We start from the raw sequence: 21,420 nt of genomic DNA, 5'->3' as shown, positions 1-21,420 counted from the left end.
CTAATTTTTTTTATTCGTCAATTCATTTTCAATGGGAAAAAATATATTTTTTTTGCTATGATACAAATAGTTGTTTACAAAAAGGAGCTTGATTTTATGAATATTGGTTCTGCAATACGTGAAATTCGTCAACGTAGAGGCATAACAATCGCACAAATTTGTGAGGGAACAGGTCTTTCTAAAGGATTTATGAGTCAGGTTGAAAATAATAAAACATCACCATCTATCTCAACTTTAGAAACAATCTCCAATTTTTTAAACGTTCCCCTTCCCTATTTATTATTAGAACAAAAAGATCGGTTGAAAGTTGTCAAAAAGGGAGAGCGTAAATACAGTGTATACGGAAAAGATGAACAAAGAATTGAACATGTTGCAGAGCAAGGTGGCCTTCGCCTAAATCTCGTGGAAATTCCTGCTGGGTTTCCGAAAGAAAATATACCAAATGCCCATGAAGGGGAAGAATGTCACCTTGTATTACGCGGAAAACTAGAAGTTCAACATGGAGAAGATATTGCAATTGTAGAAGAAGGTGATTCTTTCTCTTGGAATGCATGTGTTCCTCATATTGTTCGTAATATGGGAGAAGAAACTGCATTATTACTCATCTCTAGTCATGCAGAAAATCGAAAACGTGTTTATTAAATAAAAAAGAAGCCTGTAAATCAGGCTTCTTTTTATCCCCTTATAACTCCATAACTTGTCCCAACTAGTACAGTCTTTTCATGTTGATTGCGATAAACTGACTCTATTGAAACCTTTTTATATCCTTCCATCTGTTCAACATTTGTTAAAGTTAATTCACAAGTGATCGTATCTCCTGTAAAAACCGGTCTAATAAACTCACTTACTAATTCTCTTGCTATGTAATGTAATTCTTCTCCTACTTTCGTTCCAATACTAGCAGTTAATAAACCATGAACCATTAAACGTCCATTTTCATCATATTCCATATGATGCCTACCTTTATCTCCTGTAATATTTGCAAATTCAAAAACCTCTTCCTCAGTAAATCTTCTTTCGTATTTAAATACATCCCCAACTTTTACATTCATTTTTATCCCCCGTTTAATAAACAGAATTTTCTTTTATTTTATCATAAAATGAGTCTCAGTTCAGTTTATATTATTAAAATAGCGATCCTTTTTCTACACTATCTTACTTTTATCGGTGCCCATCTTTTTTTGCTACTTGATACCCGTAGTACGCACATGTTCCATTTTTCGATAACTCTCTCACCTCAAAACCACAACTTCTATAAAAATCAAAATTACTCGCAGATGTATGTGCAAACCAGTCTCCATGTGGCAACTTTTGCAAACAAAGAGCGACAAGTTTCTTACCTAATCCCTTCCCTCTATATTCACATTTCACAACTAAATTTACTATGTTCGCGATCATGATTCCATCAGAAATGACTCTAACCATCGCAATCATCTCTTCTTCATCCCAAATTGTGAATGCCCATGTTGAATTTTCAAATGCTATCGTGAATTTTTCAATTTGCCAAGAAGGGATATTATCATTACTCCAACCAGCATCTTCGAATAAAGTTTTAATTGCATATGCTGGCACACCATTCGTTCCCTCACGAATAATAAGACCATTATGATAAATATACATGTAATCCCCCCTTTATTTTTATATACCATTCTTCAAAAGATGCAATTTACCTTTTTTCATCCAACGCGTTTAATGGAATAAACAAGAACGTCCATCCCATGAAATGAAGTTGTTTTCTCATAACTAAGCCCTGTTTTTCTAGCAACAAAGATTGAGGCGGGGTGATCCGGATTAATAAGAGAAATTAATTTATTCATTCGTAACGATTGGAAGCCATAGTCTCGAAATGCTGCTGCTGCTTCTTTCGCATACCCTTTTCCCCAATACTGAGGTAATAACCAATAACCAATTTCAATTTCTTCTTTTCCATCTATCTGCTGCTTTACTAACCCTGCATGACCAATTCGTATTCCCGTTTCCTTTTCAATCAATACAAATAAACCAAGACCGTTTTTATAGCTAGGAATCACCCACTCCTCCAAACTTTTTTTACATTGCATATATGTTTTTAACGTCCCATTTCCAATATAGCGCATTACCTTCTCATTTCCCCATAGCGAAGCATAGAACTGCAAATCATCCATTGTATATTTGCGAATTTGTAAACGATCTGTATGAAACATCTCTGCACTCCTTCCCGCGAATTTGTACCTAACTACACGATCATGTTTTGTATGTATATGAATTGTTACTATCTATTATAAAGTGAAACTTTAATCAGTGTGGCGTTTTTGTTCATCCTCACTCATTATTAGCCTTCACCAATCAAATATTTACGGACAGTGGACCTCCCGCCTAACTTCTTTTCTCTAGCTGAATTTTGAGGCTGGAGTCTTACTGCCCACAAATAGTGGGCTAAATGAACTAACGAATAAATACAAAATATTCAATCTTTAAAGAATTAAAAAAGACAGTAGACAAATATTGTCTACTGTATCCATATCATAACTAGCATAACGAAAACTACAATTGAGGGGGTGTAGGATTTTCAAATATACTAGATACTTATCCCGTTCTAACGGGCGGTAAACTTTTCAATTATATGAAAGTGAAAAGTTTACCGCACATAAGAACCTTTGCGGTCATTAAGAGATCACTGTTAAGTACTCAAATACACGCTGTGCTTTTTCTCCACCCATTCGTGCATGTTGAAGAAGGGAAATACCATGTGGACCCGATGCACGCAATGCCTCTGATTGTGCTACTAAAATAGCTTGTACAACTTCTAATTCTCCGAGCATCGCGGCCGCGAAAATATCCATTCGAGCACCCTTTTCTAGTAAATAAAGAGCAATATCTTTACGACCTACATGTGCCGCTGCTCCTAACGCACTTTCCCAATCTGATCCGCCCCAATTGTACGAGGCATGAAGTAAGCTTGGCGATTCAGCCAACAGTTCTTGTACTTTTTCTAAATCTCCGTGAGCTGCCATAACAAATTCTCTTACTAACTCAGTGGTAATACATTCTTCTGTTCGCATCTTGCTCCTCCTTTTTTAGAAATTCGTTTTGGTGTGAAAAATGGCTTGTCACTTCCTTGAAAAATATCTACCTCTATGCCGAACACACGTTGAAACATTTCATGACATAACACTTCTTCTGGTATACCGTCATACTGAAGCTGTCCTCGCTTTAATACGAGTAAACGATCACTATATTGAGCCGCTTGGTTAATATCATGTAAAACCATTACAATCGTCATGCCAAACTCCTCGTTTAACCGTTTCACAAGTTCCATTACTTCCAACTGATGAACGATATCTAAAAAGGTTGTTGGCTCATCTAATAATAAGACATTTGTGCGTTGTGCTAGCGTCATTGCAATCCAGGCACGTTGTCTTTCTCCTCCTGATAAAGATTGCAAAAGACGATATTCATACCCTTCAAGATTTGTAACAGACAATGCCCAATCAACAATTTCTTCATCGTCTTTATTTAAACCACCTCTCCATGATTTATGAGGTCCCCTTCCAAATTCGATTAATTCTTTCACTGTTAAATCTAATTGATGATCATGCATTTGTGGTAACATCGCTAATTGCTTCGCTACATCGGCACTTTTCATCGTATGAATACTTTTTCCATCTAAAATGATATCCCCTTCGCTTTGTTTAAGTAGTCTTGCCATTAAACGAAGCAAAGTAGATTTCCCTGATCCATTCGGTCCAATTAAACTAACGACCTCTCCAGCTTTAATATGTACATTCATATTTTGCATTTGAAATCTTTCAGAATGTGCGTAAAACACTTTATTAACGGAAATCACGTTGTCTTCCTCCTCTATGAATTAAATATAAGAAGAACGGACCGCCTAAGAAGGATAATAAGATACCAACAGGCAATTCAATTGGATCGAACCAACTTCGAGCTATCGCATCCGCGAAAACAAGTAATATCCCTCCGCCAAGGCATGATAATGGCAGTAAATATTTATAGTCATTTCCAACTAATAAACGTAACATATGTGGTACAACAAGACCGACAAATCCAATAAGACCAGAAACACTAACTGCAATTCCAGCTAATAGTGTACTTACTACTATTAAATAAAACCGGCTTCTCTCCACGTTATGACCTAATAATTTCGCCATTTCATCTCCAAGCATTAATACTCGAATATGCTTTATACCAAAGAAGGCTAATATAATAGCCAATATTGCATAATAAATAATCATGTTTAAATGTGCCCAACTGACACCACCAATGCCACCTGCTAACCAAGGTAACACCGATTGTACTTTGTCACTATGTAATAACATTAACGCTGACGTCGCTGCACCAATTAATGCATTGATTGATACACCTACTAAGACAATCCTTGAAGGCGGTGCCCCTTTTTGCCATGATAAAGCATAAATGACCATCGCCGTTATGAAAGCTCCTACAAACGCCCCGAGCGGTAAAAATGCCATATGCTGAGGGAATAAAATCATAATTACAATTGCTACAAGGCCTGCTCCAGATGAAACCCCGATAATACCAGGGTCTGCAAGAGGATTTCTCATAACCCCTTGCAGCAGTGCACCAGATGCTGCTAAACATGTTCCTACTATAAATCCAACGAGCACTCTCGGTATACGAAGGTCCCATACAATTCGATGAACCGTCGAACCTTCATCTTGTATCCCTGTTAGAATTTCTCGTAAAGAAAAGGATAGGCTTCCTGCGAAAAGACCGTAAAAAAGACCTAGAATCGTTAATACAACTAAAGTAACTGCTATTATCCATCTTTTTTTCGCAAAAGGATGTTCCTTTTCTCTTACTACTTCACTACTTTCCATACGTATCATTTCCTTACATCTTGTATACTTTTATACATAAAGCCCATTGCTTCTGTAACTTTTGTTCCAGGATTTGATCCAAATAAGTCTGGTGGCAAAATAACTACACGATTTTGTTTTACTGCATCTAAATTTTTCCACGCTTCATTTTTCATCATTTCGCCTTCAAATGCTTTTTTAACGCTATTTGGATCTCCATGTGTAATTAAATAAATCACATCTGGATTTGCCTCAATAATACGTTCTACACTTAGCTGCGCATATTGCGGATATTCCTTCATTTCCGGAAAATCAGCTGCAATATTTTTCCCGCCTGTTTTTTCTAAAATATCACCTGATAAAGATGTTGGTAATGCTGCTAAATAAGTACCTGGTGCTCCATACACTAGCAATGCTTTCACATCGCTTTTTTTCTCATATGTCTTCATTTGATCATTGATTTTTTGATTAAGTTCTTTTGCTTTATCTTCTTTCTTCATAATCGTTCCATATAGTTCAATATTCTTTTGAATATCTTGTACAGAATTCGCAGAAGAAATCATTACTTTCGTTCCTTGTCCTTCAACCGTTGGAACATTCTTTTGAAACCCATTGTTAGCAATAAGTACATCCGGTTTTAAACTAGCGATTTGCTCAAAATTCGGTTGATGTGCATTCCCGATTACTTGTACTTTCTTTAAATCCTCTGGAAGAGTTATTTTTGCATCCGGACGACCTACTATTTTTCCGCCTAAAGCATGAATAATATTCATGTCCCCCATACTTAATGTTGCAAAACTCTCTGGCACTTTATCGAATGTTACCTTTCTTCCTGACAGGTCGGTAACTTCGATTTTCTCTTTTCCTTTTTCTGTTTTTGTTGTAGATGCTTTTTCGTCTCCTTTTGCACTGCAACCTATTAACAAGAAAAAAATAGATAAAATCGCTGTGAATAGCGTAATAGATTTTTTCATTCTTTCACCTCTAACTGATAATGATAATCATTAACTACTATTCTACTTTAATTGATAAGGATTATCATTGTCAACATAAACCGCATACATTTTTTACAAAAACAAAAAGCACTACAAAAAGATTCGTTCTTTTCATAGTGCTCTATTTCATAATATTACTCACATTCATTTCCCTCTAACTGATCTCGCATCACTTTCACACGCTGAAAGAAAAAGAATGATAAACTTAAAAATATAATGGTGCTCCCCATCATAACAAAAGATTGTATTGTTTCTTTTGCTCCATTCGGAATCAATAAGCCAACCATTAACAATGTACTTACAGCGAGAAGGATTTGTCCAAACCGAGTATAATCTTCTATTTTTCCTTGTAATTCTTTCATTATATTCTCACTCCTCTATTTCACTGTATCATATTCTATTAAACTTAAAGACCAGTAAATACAGCCATTCTGGGAGATGTTTTCCAAATGAAAAAGAGCCGCTTTATTGCGACTCTTTCATAACCATTACTCCCCTTTATATGCTTCCATATAAATTTCTTTCAACTCTGAAATGAGAGGTAATTTTGGATTAGCTGTTGTACATTGATCTTCAAAAGCTCTTTCTGCTAATAATCCAACAACCTCTTCAAATTGGTCTTTAGCAACTCCTTGTCCTGCAATACTCATATTTATATTTAAGCTTTTTCCAAGCTCAATAATTGCTTGGACGAGTGATTCCACACCTTCTGCTGTCGAGCCTGCTGGAAGCCCGAGCATTCTCGCAATATGTGCATAGCGTTCATCAGCTACAAAGTGCTCATATTTTGGGAACAATGCGTGTTTTCTTGGCTTAATAGCATTATAGCGAACTACGTGCGGCATAAGAATTGCATTTGCACGCCCATGTGGAATATGAAATTCCGGTCCAATTTTATGTGCTAAGCTGTGATTAATACCTAAGAAAGCATTTGCAAATGCCATCCCTGCGATTGCAGAAGCATTATGCATTTTTTCTCGTGCTTCTTCGTCATTTCCATCTTTAAATGCTCTTGGTAAATATTTAAATACGAGATCAATGGCCTTTAATGCTAATCCATCTGTATAGTCATTTGCTAGAACAGACACATACGCCTCGATTGCATGCGTTAATACGTCCATACCAGTGTCTGCTGTTACATGTGGTGGTACTGTCATTACAAACTGTGGATCAACAATTGCTACATCTGGTGTTAATTCATAATCCGCGAGCGGATACTTTATATTATTTTTCTTATCTGTAATAACCGCAAATGGTGTCACTTCTGATCCTGTTCCTGATGTTGTTGGAATAGCAACAAACTGCGCCTTACTTCCTAATTCCGGATATTTACATGTACGTTTTCTTATATCTAAAAACTTCTGTTTAATTCCATAGAATGTTGTTTCTGGGTGCTCATAGAAAAGCCACATCCCTTTCGCTGCATCCATAGCTGAACCACCACCAAGTGCGATAATTACATCTGGCTTAAAACTTCTCATCATTTCCGCACCTTTAAACACAGTTTCATCTGATGGATCTGGCTCGACCTCAAAGAAAACTTCGACTTTTACATCATTTGCATGTTTACGTAAATAATGCGTAACCGTATCTACATATCCGTGCTCAACCATTCCTGGATCCGTTACAATAAATGCACGTGAAATGTTAGGCATATTTGCTAAATATGCTGTCGCATGTTTTTCAAAATAAATTTTTGGTGGTAATTTGAACCACTGCATATTCTTTTTTCTATTTGCCAACCTTTTTATATTTAATAAATGCGTCGCTGTTACGTTTTGAGAAACTGAGTTTTTCCCATACGAGCCGCAACCGAGCGTAAGTGATGGAATAAATCCATTATATATGTCACCGATTCCACCTTGTGATGAAGGGGCGTTTACAATAAGACGGCAAGCTTTCATACGTAACCCAAACTGTTTTTGTACTTCTTTATTTGTAGAATGAATGACTGCTGAATGTCCTAAACCACCAAGATTTAACATGTTTTCGCAATATGTAAATCCTTCTTCTAATGAATTTGCTTTTACACAAGCTAATACTGGACTCAACTTCTCACGAGATAGTGGATATGCTGCTCCGATACCTTGTATTTCAGCTACAAGCATTTTTGTATTTTCAGGTACAGTAATTCCAACTAATTCGGCAATATACTGTGCGGACTTCCCTACAATATCACTATTTACTGCACATGTATTTTCATTAATAACAAGCTTTTCTAATTTTCTTCTCTCTTCCTCTGTTACAAAGTAACAATTATTTGCAATCATTTCTGTTTTCACATCATCATAAATTTCCTTATCTACAATGATTGCTTGTTCTGATGCACAAATCATACCGTTATCAAATGTTTTTGATAAAATTAAATCATTAACTGCTCGTTTTATATGCGCTGATTTCTCTATATAACATGGTACATTACCAGGACCTACACCTAGTGCTGGTTTTCCCGTAGAATAAGCTGATTTCACCATACCTGCTCCTCCAGTGGCCAAAACAAGCGCAACCCCTTCATGGTTCATTAATTGTTTCGTTGCTTCGACAGAAGGTCTTTCAATCCACTGAATACAATGTTTTGGTGCCCCGGCCTTCACCGCAGCGTCATATACTGTTTTCGCTGCTGCAATGGAACAGTTTTGTGCTGAAGGATGAAATGCGAAAATAATTGGATTTCTCGTTTTTATCGCGATCAATGCTTTAAACATTGTTGTCGATGTTGGATTCGTTACTGGCGTTACCCCAGCTACTACACCGACAGGTTCAGCAATTTCTATTATTTCTTCATGAGGATCTTCGTGGATAATCCCTACTGTTTTATCTTTCTTTATACTATGCCAAATATATTCAGTAGCAAAAATATTTTTAATGCATTTATCTTCATATACACCACGACCCGTTTCTTCAACAGCCAACTTCGCAAGCGGCATATGTTGATCCACACCCGCTAATGCCATTTCATGAACAATGTTGTCAATTTGCTCTTGTGTAAAACCTTCTAATGCTTGTAAAGCCTTTCGACCGTTATTCACTAACGTATCAATCATCTCTTTTACTTCCTGCATTTCATTTACAACTTTCTCTTTGACTACCATGTAAATTCCTCCTATTCTGCTATCTTGGACTAAATAAGACCCTATAGGTCATAATAAGTCCCGATTAGCGCAAAAAAAATAGAGTTGCTTTCCTACATGAACCTCATTGTTTGTGAAACATTTCACAAGTTTGTTCGTGATTAACATTTCATGAATTTAATATACATGAAATAATTTCATTTGTGTATGTCTATTTTGTGAAATTTTTCACAAAATGATGTAATAAAAATGCACTGCCTATATGAGCAGTGCATTTTTATTATGCTAGTGCTTGTGCTAGATCTTCAATTAAATCTTCACCGTCTTCAATACCGACAGAAATACGAATTAATGTATCTGTAATTCCTAATTCTTTGCGGCGATCTGCTGGGATTGATGCATGTGTCATTTGAGATGGGATAGAAATTAAACTTTCTACTGCTCCTAAACTTTCAGCAAGTGTAAAGTATTGTAATTTCTCAAGTACTTTATTTAATGTTTCTTCGCTATCTACATCAAATGAGATAATAGCACCAAATCCATTTGCTTGTTCTGTTGCAAGTTCATGGTTTTGATGTGACTCAAGACCTGGGTAATATACTTTATTTACTTTTGGATGGTTATTTAAAAACTCAGCAATTGCGCGTGAATTCGTTTCATGCTCTTCCATTCGAATTCCTAATGTTTTTAAACCACGAAGTAGTAAGAAGCTATCTTGTGGGCCAAGAATGCCTCCTGTTGAGTTTTGTACAAAATGAAGGTCTTCTGCTAATTGCGGGCTATTTACAACTACTAGGCCTGCAACTACGTCACTATGCCCTCCTAAATATTTCGTTGCACTATGAAGTACAATGTCTGCTCCTAAAGTAATCGGTGACTGCCAATATGGCGTCATGAATGTGTTATCGATAATTGTTAATAAATCTTTCTCTTTAGCAAGAGTAGACATTTTCTTAATATCAGTAATTTTCAGTAATGGGTTCGTTGGTGTTTCCACATAAATCGCTTTCGTGTTTGGACGAATTGCTTCTACAACTTCCTCTAAGTTGGTTGTATCTACAAATGTATGCTCAATACCGAAGCGATTTAATACTTTCGTGATAACGCGGTACGTTCCACCATACACATCATCTGTTAAAATAACGTGGTCACCTTTTGAGAACAACATAATTGTAGCTGTAATAGCAGCCATTCCTGAGCCAAATGCAAAACCAGCATGACCGTTTTCTAATACAGCAATCATTTCTTCTAAAGCTGCACGTGTTGGATTGCCTGTACGTGAATATTCATATCCTTGATGCTTACCAACTGCTTCTTGTTTGTACGTACTTGTTTGATAAATCGGTACGTTTACAGATCCAGTTGAAGGTTCTCCTATGCGAATACCATGAATTAACTTTGTCTTTGCTCTCATTTTTTATTCCCATCCTTTGTATATGTCTTTACTTAAATAGCGCTCACTACTATCAGGAAAAATCGTTACAATATTTGTACCTGGTTTTGCCTTCTCCGCCTCAAGTAAGCTTGCATGAAATGCTGCTCCTGAAGAACTTCCAACGAGAAGACCTTCTTTTTGCGCTAATTCTTTTACACGTAAAAATGCATTTCGATCAGAAATTGTATAAATTTCATCAAAATAAGATGTTTTTAAAAATGGCGGGATAAATTCAAGACCAATTCCTTCTGTTTCATGCGAACCTGCCTTACCACCATTTAAAATAGATCCTTCTGGTTCTACAATAACCGTTTTAATATCAATATTCTTCTCTTTTAAATAAGACGCAGTTCCCATAAACGTACCGCCAGTCCCTGCACCAGCAACAAATATGTTAATCTCTCCATTTAGTGCATCCCAAAGTTCAGGACCTAGTGTTTTGAAATACGCACGAGGGTTTGCTTCATTCGCAAACTGACTTGGAGAGTATGAATTCGGTATTTCATTTACTAATTCTTTTGCTTTTGCAATTGCGCCGGTCATTCCTTGCTCAGTCGGTGTATGCACGACCGTTGCGCCTAGTGCTTTCATTAATTCTTGTTTTTCAATACTAAATTTCTCTGGTACACAAACAATAACGCGTAAATCATGTTGTAACGCTGCAAGTGCCAGTCCAATACCAGTATTTCCAGCAGTCGGTTCAATAATTGTTCCACCCTGGGTAACAAGCCCTTTTTCTAGCGCATCTTCGATTAATTCTCTTCCTAAACGGTCCTTAACGCTTCCACCTGGGTTATAAAATTCAAGCTTTGCAAATAAACGGACCCCTTCTGGAAGTGAAAAACGAGTAATTTCTACAATTGGTGTATGACCAATCAACTCATGAACTCCACGATATACATTCATCGTGTTCTCCCCCTTATTTGCCAATAAAGAAAAGGCAACTGTATGTATTTTCTTTATATGAGACAGTTGCCTTTTTGTTACATTACTTTAACTCTTCTAGTACTTTTACGATAAAGTTTGTAGAATGAAGAGCCGCTTGATCTAAAAATTGATCAAATGAAACATTTGATTCTTTACCAGCAATATCAGAAAGTGCACGAATAATAACAAACGGAACTTCATATTGGTGGCATACTTGTGCAACAGCTGCTGCTTCCATTTCTACTGCATAAAGGTCTTCAAATTTATCACGAATTGCTGCAACGCGGTTCGGATCACTCATAAATGAATCACCTGTTGCAATCATACCTTTTACAACTTGAATATTTTCTTCTGCCTGCATACATTTCTCAGCTAATGCAACTAATGCTTCATCAGCCTTGAATCCAGGAGGCATTCCTGGTACTTGACCATACTCATAGTTAAATGCTGTTACATCTACGTCATGATGACGAACTTCTGTTGAAATAACTACATCTCCAACGTTTAGAGAATGATGGAAGCCACCAGCTGAACCAGTATTAATTATTTTTTCAGGCTTATATCTTTCTAATAAAATTGTCGTTGACATCGCTGCATTTACTTTACCAATACCAGACTTTAACAAGATTACTTCATGTCCTGCTAATTGTCCTTTCGTAAATTCACAACCCGCAACCGTTTCTGTTTCTGCTTGTTCTAATTTGTCACGTAAAATACGTACTTCTTCTTCCATTGCTCCAATTACAGCAATTCTCAATCTAATCCCTCTTTCTATTGCTTAGTTGCCTCCATTACCCAAACGAAATGATTTAATCTCGTAAACGTTACATGGAAGCCATTGTTTTCAAAAATAGACTGCATGACTGGAATACGTGTATAGTATTCCGTTTGCAAATCGTTTGCTAACTGATGGAAACCTCTTTGTTTTGCTGTTTCAACAGTTTTATCATATGCATCTTGATCTGCAAATATCGTATCAGCAAACACTATTTTACCACCTTTGTTTAGCAATTGACTATACTTCGCAATCGCTACATTTTTTTCATCATCTGTTAAATGATGAAATGCGTAGGTGCTTACTATGGTATCAATTGAATTTGGGACTTCAAACGAAAGAAAATCACCTTCTGTAATGGAAAATTCTTTTGGCAATTTCTCTTTTGCAATCATGCGCATTTCACGTGACGGTTCTATACCGTAAACTGTGCGTCCAGCAAACAATAATTTATTTGTTAAATTGCCAGTACCAACACCAAATTCTAATACATTACCAAATGACTTGTTAACTACATCCTCTAGAATGTCCTCATAATGGGCGAAAACTTCTTTATATTGTATATCTTCGCCTTGTACAAATGAGTCGTACGTATGAGCCCACTCATCAAATAAACCATTAAATTCTGTCCCCATAAAAATTCCCCTTTTTCTTATCGGTTTTATCAGTATGATATTCCCTCTTGCTAAAAATGTCAATTGAAATGTACATGGTATTTCCTTCTTTTCTTTGTTACACTATAGTTGATTACATAGGAGAGGGGTCGTCTTCGTGTCATTTACCTTTGAAATGTTAGAAGATAAAATAGAGTTTTTCGAAGCAGGAGACTTAGCTTCTTTGGAACGAAAAATTAGTGAACAAATCGATAATAATAAAGCACTTATGCTTGAAGTTCATCATATCTCGCATCAAATGGTTATGGATCCCGAAAGCAAAAGACCATATTATAGCGCGGTTGTTCATTTTAAATTAAAGAAATTACGCTAACTAAAAAAGAGAAGCTCCTAAGGAGCCTCTCTTTTTTAGTTTAGAGTTTGAACAAGTACTGGTTTCCAGCCCTCATTGTCTACCCAATCAATATTCACATAATATTTTTTACCTGATTGTTTATCTTGTACGTTACCGTAAGCTTTATTCTTACCGTTATTTCCAATTCTATGGATAACTAATTGATTTACTGGAACGTCAATTGCAGCTGAAATCGCTTGATTCATCTCATTCCAATCTGCTGTACCTTTTTTAAACGTCATCGCAGGTGTTGCACCTTGCTCTGTACCTACTGGCTTCCAAGAAGATTTCGTATAAGCATCTGTTGCCTGTGACTGTGTTTTTTCAGCTGGTGCTTTCTCGTTAGCTTTCGCTTCTTCTTCAGCTTTTTTCTTTTCTTCCTCAGCCTTTTGCTTCTCTTCTTCTTCCTTCTTCTTAGCCTCTGTCTTATCTTGCTCGTTCTTCTTCGTCTCTTCTTTGCCTTTAGCTTTCTCAGACTTATTCTCTTTCGTTGTTTGCTGAGCTGCTTTTTTATCACTAGAAGACGCTTGTTCTTTTCTTTCAGGAACAAACAATTGATATGATACAATAGCTACTAATATTAATACAATTGCAATTGCAATATTTAAAACACCGTTTTGACGACGTTTTTGTTGTTTCTGTTGGAATCTAGATCCTCCTGCCATTCTTCAAACCTCCATGCAGTTTTTCATACTTGCTATTGTAACATTAAATCTAGAAAGGTTGAACATTTACAATAATATTTTCACGAAATGAAAACATTTCACTATGAATTGCAAGATTACTTTTCAATCTCTAATCGATAGATTGATTCTACGATAGCTTTGAAAATAGGTATAACTTTATTTCCATTACTATTCGTCTCTATATCCACGACAACTAAAGCATATCTTGGATTTTCATATGGAAAATAACCTGCAAACCAACGATTCACTTTCGTCCCTTTTCCTGTTTGCGCTGTCCCAGATTTTCCAGCGACACTTAGTGGTAACGACCTGAATGCGGATCCCGTTCCTTTCTCCGTTGTTACAACGCCCCTTAATAACTCTTGTAATGTTTTCACCGCTTCATACGAAAGCTGTTTTCCACCTAATGTATGGTCTTCAAATGTATAGAAGTCCGTTCCATTTTTATACATTATTTTTTCCACAGCTTTCACTTCCATCTTTTCTCCATCTCTAGCAATTGTCGCCATCATATTTGCAATCGCTAGAGGTGACATACGTACATCTTTCTGTCCAATTGCTGTTTGCGCTACAGCCTTTTTACTATTCTTATTTCCTTCACTACCCCAAATCGTAACCCTCTTCTCCTCTGGCATTTGCTCAAAATGAGTTGTATGAAATACAGAACCTTTCCATCCAACCTTACCAGCGGCTCCTAACGCTGCTACGTAAGTTTCTAACACCATCTTATCCTTTTGTATTAGCTCATTACCTAACTCTGAAAATGTCCTGTTACAGCTTCTAGCAAAGCTCTCTTTAAAACTAAGTGTACCCATCATAACTTGTGGGTGGTCTTCACCATATAAATCTTGATTACAATTAAATGTACGATTAAACACATTTTCATTTTGATCAATCACTGCCGCTGCAACTATTGTTTTAAAAACAGAACCGGGAAAATGTGGTGTCAACATTTGATTTTCAAGTGTAGTTGTATATAAACGCTCATCCTTCACCTGCACAGATGGTTTACTGACCATCGCTAAAATTTCATTTGTCTTTACATCAAGTAATACTAATCCCCCCTTCTTTATTTCGCTTGCTTCAACCACTTCCTCTGCTTTTTGCTGTAACCTGTTATGTAAAGTTGTTTGAATCGTCACTGGATAAAACGGATTTCCAGGCGCAGTATATTTCGCTTGTTTTCCAAAAATCGGTTCTCCTTGTCGGTCCACTTGATACAATACTTTCGCCTCTCCATCGGTCAAAAGAAATTCATCAAATGATTGCTGCAATCCTGAAATGCCAATTGGCGTTTGCCTTGAAATTTTTCTTGCTTCTCCGTATCGTTTTTGAAATTCTCGTTCATTCTCCCCCACATCACCAATTAAATGATTCATCGTGCCAGTTTGCCGTAAACGAACTTCAGCTGCTACAATACCTAATACATTTAATTGATTTACCTTCTCCATCTGCTCTCGTGCCAATCGAAATGGACCATTTCCCCTTTGCAGTATAAATGCACTTTTCTTGTCTTTCATTTGACTTTCAATCTCTTGTCTCGACACACCAATGATATGCGCAATTTTCTCTAACATGTCATTTTTTATTTGTAGAAATGGAAAAACAATTAAAACAGGATACTTTTTCTCACCTATTTCCTTACCGTTCCGATCTATAAAATGGCCTCGTCCATCATCTACCGTAATGGACTGCGTCCGTTGTGTAACACTTTTTTCAATTAAATTTATCTTACGATCTGTAAATGATTCTGTAGCTATAATTTGTATTTGAATTAAACGACAAAGTAAAATAAACATGATACATATAAAACAAATTAAAACAATTGTAATTCTCCGTTTTATTTTCATAAAAAACACCTCGTCTATTATAGTTTGGACGGAGTGTTTCATCTTTTATACAAATAAAAAAATCACTCGCTTTTACACGAGTGATTTTTTATTATTTTACAGAGATAATCTCTACTTGCATTTCTCCACCTGGAGTTTGGATTGCTACCTTCTCACCAATTTGCTTACCTAATAAGCTTCTTGCAATTGGAGAATCGTTAGAAATTCTTCCTTCAAATGGATCTGCTTCTGCGCTACCTACGATTGTGTAAGATTCTTCATCTCCACCTGGTAACTCTTTAAATGTTACTGTTTTACCTAATGTAACAACTGTAGATTCTTCGCCGTTATCTGTGATGATAACTGCGTTACGAATCATGTTTTCTAATTGTGTAATACGTCCTTCTACGAACGCTTGCTCATCTTTTGCTGCATCGTACTCAGAGTTCTCAGAAAGATCTCCGAAGCTACGTGCAATCTTAATTCGCTCTACAACCTCTTTACGTTTTACCGTTTTTAAATCTTCAAGTTCGTTCTCTAGCTTTTGCTTACCCTCTTGCGTCATAGGGTATGTTTTTTCTGTTGCCATATTTTCCACTCCTTTTATATACCAATCCCCCGAAAAAAAAGAGGAGTTCCATATGAAAACTCCCCCACTTATATGTATAGCGGAGGTTTCTAGCACGCCTGTACTAGCGGAGTTGTCACATACAACCCCGTATTCCCAATTCTTCTTTATATAAAGAAGATATGTATGGAAAGTTGATATAAATATGCCCTCACCTATATATAGATGAGGTTGCATGTTTCATTGTATTCGATAGGAAGGGAAAAAATCCCTTCCTATCGTATATCTTTTACTATGCTATTACAAATTTACTTTTTGTTCAAGAATTGTTGCAATTTTTGTCACCATAATATCAATTGCAACATGGTTTTGTCCACCTTCAGGGATAATAATATCCGCAAATTTCTTAGAAGGCTCAATAAATTGATTGTGCATTGGACGTACAACACTTACGTATTGATCAACAACTGAATCCATCGTACGACCGCGCTCTTTAATATCACGCTGCATGCGGCGTAAAATACGAAGATCTGCATCTGTATCAACGAATAGCTTAATGTCCATTATCTCACAAAGACGTGGGTCTTCTAAAATAAGAATTCCTTCTAAAATGATTACATCTTTCGGCTCAACTGGAATAACTTCTTCTGAACGCGTATGCAATGTATAGTCATATACAGGCTTATCAATTTGCTCATATGCAAGCAACTGCTGCAAATGTTCAATTAACAGATCATTATCAAACGCAAGCGGATGATCATAATTTGTTTTTAAACGCTCTTCCATTGGTAAATGGCTTTGATCTTTGTAATAATAATCTTGCTCTAAGATTAAAATAGAATGACCTTTAAAATGGTCAAAAATCGCTTTCGTTACACTCGTTTTACCTGATCCCGAACCACCAGCAATTCCAATTACAACAGGCTTATTCGTCCCCATTCGACTATCACTCTTTCTTATTGAAGTATGCTTTTGCGCATCATATTATTCACATACACTGGTTGATCCACTTTGAATTTCACGATTTGCAACGGATGTCTCGCTGCATCTAATTCGTTTCCATCCTCATCCCAAATTTTCTCCACCGTCTGCGTAAAGTTTTCTATTTCTGGCCCAAAGAACTCCACTTCATGTCCTGGTTTGAAATGATTACGTTGCTCAATCGTTACAATGCCCGTTTCTTCATTATAATCTAACACTAAACCAGCGAAATCATACGTTGTTTTCTTACTATGATTTCCAAACATTTGCTCTTGATGTCCTGGAACCCCTTCAAAGAATGCGGGAGCTGTATCACGATTTGCACATTTATCAAGCTCATCTAACCATTCTTGTTTAAACTCAAAATTATCCGGATCCGCACAATACGCATCAATTACTTTACGGTATACCGTTGCTACAGTCGCTACGTAATGGATTGATTTCATACGTCCTTCAACTTTTAAGCTATCAATTCCAATTTCAATCATTTTCGGAATTGATAAAATTAAATTTAAGTCTTTTGGACTCATTGCAAAGTGAGCATCTTCTTCTTGGAATAGAGGCAGCTCTTTTGCATCTTTATGTTGTGATACTGTTTGAACTAAATCATAGTCCCAACGGCAAGATTGACAACAACCACCACGGTTAGAGTCACGTGCTGTCATATGGTTACTCAACGTACATCTGCCTGAATATGCGATACACATTGCACCATGGACGAATGCTTCAATTTCAATATCCACTTTTTCTTTAATTTCTTTCATTTCTTCATAGCTTGCTTCACGAGCTAATACGAGACGATGTAAACCTTCTTCTTTCCAATACTGTGCTGCTTTCCAGTTGGATAGTGATTGTTGTGTACTTAGATGCACTTCAACAGAAGGCGCTACACGTTTACAAGTCTCAATAATAAGCGGATCAGCAACGATAATTCCCGTTACGCCAGCTTTTTCAATCCCTTTTAAATATTCCTCTAGCCCGTCCATATTCTCATTATGTGCAAAGATATTTGTTGTTACATATATTTTTGCTCCATATTTCTTTGCAAATTCAACACCTTCTGCCATATCTTCCAGTGTAAAGTTACCTGCATTCGAACGAAGACCAAATTCTTGTCCACCTAAATATACAGCATCTGCCCCATAATGGATAGCTACTTTTAATTTTTCTAAGTTACCCGCAGGGATTAACAGTTCAGGTTTCTTCACAATAACGCGTTTGCCATCAACTACTCGTGAAATTTCTTGTACAGTCATTTCCTACACCCTCCTCGTTTAGTAAACCGTCTCTTTAAAGAAGAATCCTGTATCTAACGGACGATTTACTGGTTGCATTTCTTCTATCTCTTTATATAAATCGTCTTTCACGTCATAATACGCATCACGATCTTCTACACATAAATCAATTGCTTTACGATATTTCTTCGTTACCTCAATAATGTATGCAGAGCTTTTTAGTACACCATCAACTTTTAAGCTAGCGACTTCAGCGTCCATTAGTTCTTCTAACTCATCGATGAAACAAATATCGTTTGGACTCATAATGTGAGTACCATTTTCATCTTCATAAATTGGATATTTATTGTTACGCTCTGGGTCATATAAGAACATATTCTCTTCATATTTTTTCTTTTCAATGTCAAGATTACGTCCTTGATACTCAAAGTAGTTTCCTACTAAGGAACGCTTCGATTGGAACATACAAGTCATACCGTGAATTTGTACTTCAAGTTCCACTTCAGCATTTTCTTTTAATTCAACAATTTCATCTAAACTAAGCTCACGAGCTAATACAGCTCGTTTTGCTCCTCTTTGTCCCCAGTAGTTACAAGTAAACCAGTTTGTTGCTGTTGTTTCTGTATTCCAGTGCAATTGCATATTTGGCGCTACTTCTCGGACCGCCATTAATACTGCTGGGTCTCCGAAAACAATTGCATCTACACTTACTTCGTTTAAAAATGCAACATAATCTGTTAATTCGTCTACTTTATCATTGTGGAACATAGCGTTCATTGCTACGTATACTTTTACACCATTTTCATGCGCAATCTTCACAGCTTGTTTCACATCTTCACGTGAAAATTCCCCTGCTAAACGTAAACCAAACTTTTGCTCACCGATCATTACCGCATCTGCTCCTGCTTTCGCAAGAGGTTCGATATCCACTACTGCTTTTGGCGTTACTAACAATTCAGGTTTCTTCATACCTTGGTCACCCTCTCTTTTTACTAACAGCTACTCCATCACCAATTGGGAAAATCGTTGTATCATATCCTTCATGGTTCATAAGCCATTCATTGTACGTCTTAATACGACGAATTAAACCACGTGTACGTCTGTTTTCAATTTTCTCTTTTGTCGTTACAAGGCCATGGTACATAACATTATCTGAAATAATTACGCCACCAGGATTTAATAACGGTTCATATAAGTCAAAAAAGCGACGATATTGTCCTTTTGCTGCATCAATAAAAATAACGTCAAACGTTCCATGTTTTTCTACTTGCTCGCCTGTTTCTAACGCATCACCGTAAATAACGGAAATACGCTCTTTAACTGGTGAACATTCTATATATTCAAGTGCTTTTTCATATCGCTCGCGATTGCGTTCAACTGTCACAATGTGAGAATTTGGAATAGCTTGCATCATACGAATACTAGAATAACCAATTGCTGTACCGAGCTCTAAAATGCTTTTTGGTCCAATTAAACGTAAAAATTGCAACATAAATTCCATTCCAAGTCGATCCATAATCGGCACATGATTTTCTTTCGCATAGTCTTCCATTTCAAGAATTAATTTATCTTTTGGATCAATAAATGATAATAGGTACTCGTTAACTGCATCCTCCATAATGGTCCTCCTTATTTACATGGAGAAGTGCCTCTATGACGTCTTTTCACACATAGAATGCAATAAAAATACAAGCCAGTTTCACCCTTAGCTTGTACGTCCCGTTTTGATATTAAAAACGATTCTTCTGCCAGTTTTTAACCCGATATATTTTACCACAAAAAAGAGGGATGTGCGACCTTTTTCGCTATCCCTCCCCATTTCACTGTTTTTTCGTAATATATTTTTGCTTTAATGCATTATGCTCTTCCAATGTTTTCGCATAGTACACTTCACCAGTTGGTGCAGCTAAGAAATAATAATAATCTGTTTGCGCAGGTTCTAACGCCGCCTCAACTGAATGTTTACCAGAGTTTGCAATCGGACCAACTGGCAATCCTTTCACAACATACGTATTGTACGGTGAGTTTATCTTTAAATCTTCGTATAATACACGTTGTTTATGCTTTCCAAGTGCGTATAATACCGTTGGATCAGTTTGCAGTGGCATACCTTTTGCCAAACGATTATAAAAGACACTAGAGATTTTTTGACGATCTGTAAAGCCTGTTGCCTCTTCTTCAATAAGTGAAGACAATGTTAAAAGCTGATGAACATCCCAGTTTTTCGCTTTCATTTTTGCCTCGTTTTGAACTACGATTGCATTCGTTTTCTCAAGCATTGGAATTACAATTTCTTCTAACGTCGTATCTTTTTTATAGAAAGAGTACGTCGCAGGATATAAGTAACCTTCTAATGGGTATTTAATATTGCTATCAAAGATTTTATCCGTTAACAACTTCGGATACTTTTGCTGCATTTTTTGAATAAATGCTTTGTCATTTAATTGGCGTACGACATCATCTTTATTCCACTTTAATTCGTTTGCAACCGTTTCTGCAATTTCAGTTACTTGTGCACCTTCTTTTATCGTCACTTTATAAAGAGCTGGACGATGTACATTACCAGATGACATTTGTTCAATAACATCTGAGGCACTCATTGAAGGATTTAATAAATATGTACCCGCTTGTAAATTTTTCGATTTAGCCTTTGTATAAAAACTAAAAACTGTACCGTTTTTCACAGCACCTTTTTCTTCTAAAATCTCACCAATTTTACTAGTAGATGATCCTTTTGGAATTTCTACTTCAATCTCTTTTTTATTCCCGCTATCAACTGGTCCTAATGCGGATGAAATATACGCATAGACTGAACCACAAACTAAAAGCAGTGCAATAATCGAAAATAAAAAAAGACGTCTACGCTTTTTTTTCACTTGATTCTCTATCAACACTCTTCCTCCTTAATTAAATTGTAGACCGTATGTATATCTTCCTATACAACACGATATAAAAACACAATAAATTTATTTATCTTTTTTAGATAGACACTTTATTTTTCTACAATCCGTCTCATTATACTACAAAGGTTTACACAGTTTCGACAAAAAATCTTTCATTTTACATATAAAAAAAGATGGACTATATGTC

23 protein-coding genes are annotated in these 21,420 nt (G+C 36.4%); 2 read left to right on the top strand and 21 right to left on the bottom strand.

What is annotated here, in order from left to right; translation table 11 throughout:
• Positions 1–96: 96 nt before the first annotated feature.
• The gene (locus MKO96_RS20145; protein WP_240588450.1) at positions 97–642 is read left to right on the top strand and encodes a helix-turn-helix domain-containing protein; all 546 of its coding nucleotides are present in this window, start codon (positions 97–99) and stop codon (positions 640–642) included.
• Positions 643–674: 32 nt separating this feature from the next.
• Here the strand turns inward: MKO96_RS20145 and MKO96_RS20140 are convergent, their stop codons facing one another.
• From MKO96_RS20140 to MKO96_RS20080, 13 genes are all read right to left on the bottom strand, one after another.
• A complete protein-coding gene (locus tag MKO96_RS20140) occupies positions 675–1,052 on the bottom strand; it encodes a hotdog family protein (protein WP_087982052.1) in 378 nt (125 codons plus the stop codon).
• A gap of 109 nt (positions 1,053–1,161) precedes the next feature.
• Positions 1,162–1,620 carry a GNAT family N-acetyltransferase gene (locus tag MKO96_RS20135; protein ID WP_087982054.1) on the bottom strand — a complete coding sequence of 153 codons (459 nt, stop codon included), beginning with the start codon at positions 1,618–1,620 and terminating at the stop codon, positions 1,162–1,164.
• A 56-nt stretch (positions 1,621–1,676) separates the two neighbouring features.
• Positions 1,677–2,255: a GNAT family N-acetyltransferase gene (locus MKO96_RS20130; RefSeq protein ID WP_240588496.1), complete on the bottom strand. Its 579-nt coding sequence runs from the start codon at positions 2,253–2,255 to the stop codon at positions 1,677–1,679.
• A gap of 390 nt (positions 2,256–2,645) precedes the next feature.
• Entirely contained in the window at positions 2,646–3,041 is a 396-nt protein-coding gene (locus MKO96_RS20125) for an ankyrin repeat domain-containing protein (protein ID WP_240588449.1), read from the bottom strand.
• Positions 3,008–3,826 carry an ABC transporter ATP-binding protein gene (locus MKO96_RS20120; protein ID WP_048562253.1) on the bottom strand — a complete coding sequence of 273 codons (819 nt, stop codon included), beginning with the start codon at positions 3,824–3,826 and terminating at the stop codon, positions 3,008–3,010. Before MKO96_RS20120 ends, MKO96_RS20125 begins: the two co-directional genes overlap by 34 nt.
• Complete coding sequence (locus tag MKO96_RS20115; RefSeq protein ID WP_240588448.1) at positions 3,813–4,841, bottom strand: FecCD family ABC transporter permease; 1,029 nt, start codon at positions 4,839–4,841, stop codon at positions 3,813–3,815. Before MKO96_RS20115 ends, MKO96_RS20120 begins: the two co-directional genes overlap by 14 nt.
• Positions 4,842–4,846: 5 nt before the next feature.
• A complete protein-coding gene (locus MKO96_RS20110) occupies positions 4,847–5,794 on the bottom strand; it encodes an ABC transporter substrate-binding protein (RefSeq protein WP_240588447.1) in 948 nt (315 codons plus the stop codon).
• A gap of 155 nt (positions 5,795–5,949) precedes the next feature.
• Positions 5,950–6,177: a YrhC family protein gene (locus MKO96_RS20105; RefSeq protein ID WP_000661459.1), complete on the bottom strand. Its 228-nt coding sequence runs from the start codon at positions 6,175–6,177 to the stop codon at positions 5,950–5,952.
• Between the two features lie 126 nt (positions 6,178–6,303).
• A complete protein-coding gene (gene adhE / locus MKO96_RS20100; RefSeq protein ID WP_240588446.1) occupies positions 6,304–8,907 on the bottom strand; it encodes a bifunctional acetaldehyde-CoA/alcohol dehydrogenase in 2,604 nt (867 codons plus the stop codon).
• Between the two features lie 259 nt (positions 8,908–9,166).
• Complete coding sequence (locus MKO96_RS20095) at positions 9,167–10,300, bottom strand: bifunctional cystathionine gamma-lyase/homocysteine desulfhydrase (protein ID WP_240588445.1); 1,134 nt, start codon at positions 10,298–10,300, stop codon at positions 9,167–9,169.
• Positions 10,301–10,303: 3 nt separating this feature from the next.
• Entirely contained in the window at positions 10,304–11,227 is a 924-nt protein-coding gene (locus MKO96_RS20090; RefSeq protein ID WP_240588444.1) for an O-acetylserine dependent cystathionine beta-synthase, read from the bottom strand.
• A gap of 82 nt (positions 11,228–11,309) precedes the next feature.
• Positions 11,310–12,005, bottom strand: coding sequence for a 5'-methylthioadenosine/S-adenosylhomocysteine nucleosidase (gene mtnN / locus MKO96_RS20085; protein ID WP_240588443.1), 696 nt, complete (start codon positions 12,003–12,005; stop codon positions 11,310–11,312).
• Positions 12,006–12,019: 14 nt separating this feature from the next.
• Complete coding sequence (locus MKO96_RS20080) at positions 12,020–12,658, bottom strand: class I SAM-dependent DNA methyltransferase (RefSeq protein WP_000536314.1); 639 nt, start codon at positions 12,656–12,658, stop codon at positions 12,020–12,022.
• Positions 12,659–12,794: 136 nt separating this feature from the next.
• On the opposite strand from MKO96_RS20080, the gene MKO96_RS20075 reads away from it, so the two are divergent.
• Complete coding sequence (locus MKO96_RS20075; protein ID WP_000010979.1) at positions 12,795–13,010, top strand: YrzA family protein; 216 nt, start codon at positions 12,795–12,797, stop codon at positions 13,008–13,010.
• 35 nt (positions 13,011–13,045) lie between these two features.
• On the opposite strand, the gene MKO96_RS20070 is transcribed toward MKO96_RS20075, so the two are convergent.
• The 8 genes from MKO96_RS20070 to mltG form a co-directional block, all read right to left on the bottom strand.
• Positions 13,046–13,696 (bottom strand): YrrS family protein, encoded by a 651-nt coding sequence (locus tag MKO96_RS20070; protein ID WP_240588442.1) that lies wholly within the window; start codon positions 13,694–13,696, stop codon positions 13,046–13,048.
• Positions 13,697–13,812: 116 nt separating this feature from the next.
• Entirely contained in the window at positions 13,813–15,567 is a 1,755-nt protein-coding gene (locus MKO96_RS20065) for a peptidoglycan D,D-transpeptidase FtsI family protein (RefSeq protein ID WP_240588441.1), read from the bottom strand.
• Between the two features lie 91 nt (positions 15,568–15,658).
• Positions 15,659–16,135 (bottom strand): transcription elongation factor GreA, encoded by a 477-nt coding sequence (gene greA, locus MKO96_RS20060; RefSeq protein WP_087982074.1) that lies wholly within the window; start codon positions 16,133–16,135, stop codon positions 15,659–15,661.
• Between the two features lie 279 nt (positions 16,136–16,414).
• Positions 16,415–17,053: a uridine kinase gene (udk, locus tag MKO96_RS20055; protein ID WP_087982076.1), complete on the bottom strand. Its 639-nt coding sequence runs from the start codon at positions 17,051–17,053 to the stop codon at positions 16,415–16,417.
• Between the two features lie 17 nt (positions 17,054–17,070).
• Positions 17,071–18,351, bottom strand: a complete 1,281-nt coding sequence (locus MKO96_RS20050) for a peptidase U32 family protein (RefSeq protein WP_087982078.1) — start codon at positions 18,349–18,351, stop codon at positions 17,071–17,073.
• 18 nt (positions 18,352–18,369) lie between these two features.
• The gene (locus MKO96_RS20045) at positions 18,370–19,299 is read right to left on the bottom strand and encodes a peptidase U32 family protein (protein WP_087982080.1); all 930 of its coding nucleotides are present in this window, start codon (positions 19,297–19,299) and stop codon (positions 18,370–18,372) included.
• Between the two features lie 7 nt (positions 19,300–19,306).
• Positions 19,307–19,948, bottom strand: a complete 642-nt coding sequence (locus MKO96_RS20040) for an O-methyltransferase (RefSeq protein WP_000389088.1) — start codon at positions 19,946–19,948, stop codon at positions 19,307–19,309.
• 202 nt (positions 19,949–20,150) lie between these two features.
• Entirely contained in the window at positions 20,151–21,221 is a 1,071-nt protein-coding gene (gene mltG / locus MKO96_RS20035; RefSeq protein ID WP_240588440.1) for an endolytic transglycosylase MltG, read from the bottom strand.
• Between the last annotated feature and the right edge of the window lie 199 nt (positions 21,222–21,420).

Origin of the sequence: Bacillus sp. ES1-5 (assembly GCF_022487605.1) — a bacterium.
Lineage (GTDB): Bacteria > Bacillota > Bacilli > Bacillales > Bacillaceae_G > Bacillus_A > Bacillus_A wiedmannii.
This window is presented reverse-complemented; position numbering and strand designations above follow the sequence as displayed.

Coding starts and splice junctions, on each gene's coding strand:
- MKO96_RS20145 (WP_240588450.1), top strand. CDS start 97: ATGAATATTGGTTCTGCAATACGTGAAATTCGTCAACGTAGAGGCATA.
- MKO96_RS20140 (WP_087982052.1), bottom strand. CDS start 1,052: ATGAATGTAAAAGTTGGGGATGTATTTAAATACGAAAGAAGATTTACT.
- MKO96_RS20135 (WP_087982054.1), bottom strand. CDS start 1,620: ATGTATATTTATCATAATGGTCTTATTATTCGTGAGGGAACGAATGGT.
- MKO96_RS20125 (WP_240588449.1), bottom strand. CDS start 3,041: ATGCGAACAGAAGAATGTATTACCACTGAGTTAGTAAGAGAATTTGTT.
- MKO96_RS20115 (WP_240588448.1), bottom strand. CDS start 4,841: ATGGAAAGTAGTGAAGTAGTAAGAGAAAAGGAACATCCTTTTGCGAAA.
- MKO96_RS20110 (WP_240588447.1), bottom strand. CDS start 5,794: ATGAAAAAATCTATTACGCTATTCACAGCGATTTTATCTATTTTTTTC.
- MKO96_RS20105 (WP_000661459.1), bottom strand. CDS start 6,177: ATGAAAGAATTACAAGGAAAAATAGAAGATTATACTCGGTTTGGACAA.
- adhE (WP_240588446.1), bottom strand. CDS start 8,907: ATGGTAGTCAAAGAGAAAGTTGTAAATGAAATGCAGGAAGTAAAAGAG.
- MKO96_RS20095 (WP_240588445.1), bottom strand. CDS start 10,300: ATGAGAGCAAAGACAAAGTTAATTCATGGTATTCGCATAGGAGAACCT.
- MKO96_RS20090 (WP_240588444.1), bottom strand. CDS start 11,227: ATGAATGTATATCGTGGAGTTCATGAGTTGATTGGTCATACACCAATT.
- MKO96_RS20080 (WP_000536314.1), bottom strand. CDS start 12,658: ATGGGGACAGAATTTAATGGTTTATTTGATGAGTGGGCTCATACGTAC.
- MKO96_RS20070 (WP_240588442.1), bottom strand. CDS start 13,696: ATGGCAGGAGGATCTAGATTCCAACAGAAACAACAAAAACGTCGTCAA.
- MKO96_RS20065 (WP_240588441.1), bottom strand. CDS start 15,567: ATGAAAATAAAACGGAGAATTACAATTGTTTTAATTTGTTTTATATGT.
- greA (WP_087982074.1), bottom strand. CDS start 16,135: ATGGCAACAGAAAAAACATACCCTATGACGCAAGAGGGTAAGCAAAAG.
- udk (WP_087982076.1), bottom strand. CDS start 17,053: ATGGGGACGAATAAGCCTGTTGTAATTGGAATTGCTGGTGGTTCGGGA.
- MKO96_RS20050 (WP_087982078.1), bottom strand. CDS start 18,351: ATGACTGTACAAGAAATTTCACGAGTAGTTGATGGCAAACGCGTTATT.
- MKO96_RS20045 (WP_087982080.1), bottom strand. CDS start 19,299: ATGAAGAAACCTGAATTGTTAGTAACGCCAAAAGCAGTAGTGGATATC.
- MKO96_RS20040 (WP_000389088.1), bottom strand. CDS start 19,948: ATGGAGGATGCAGTTAACGAGTACCTATTATCATTTATTGATCCAAAA.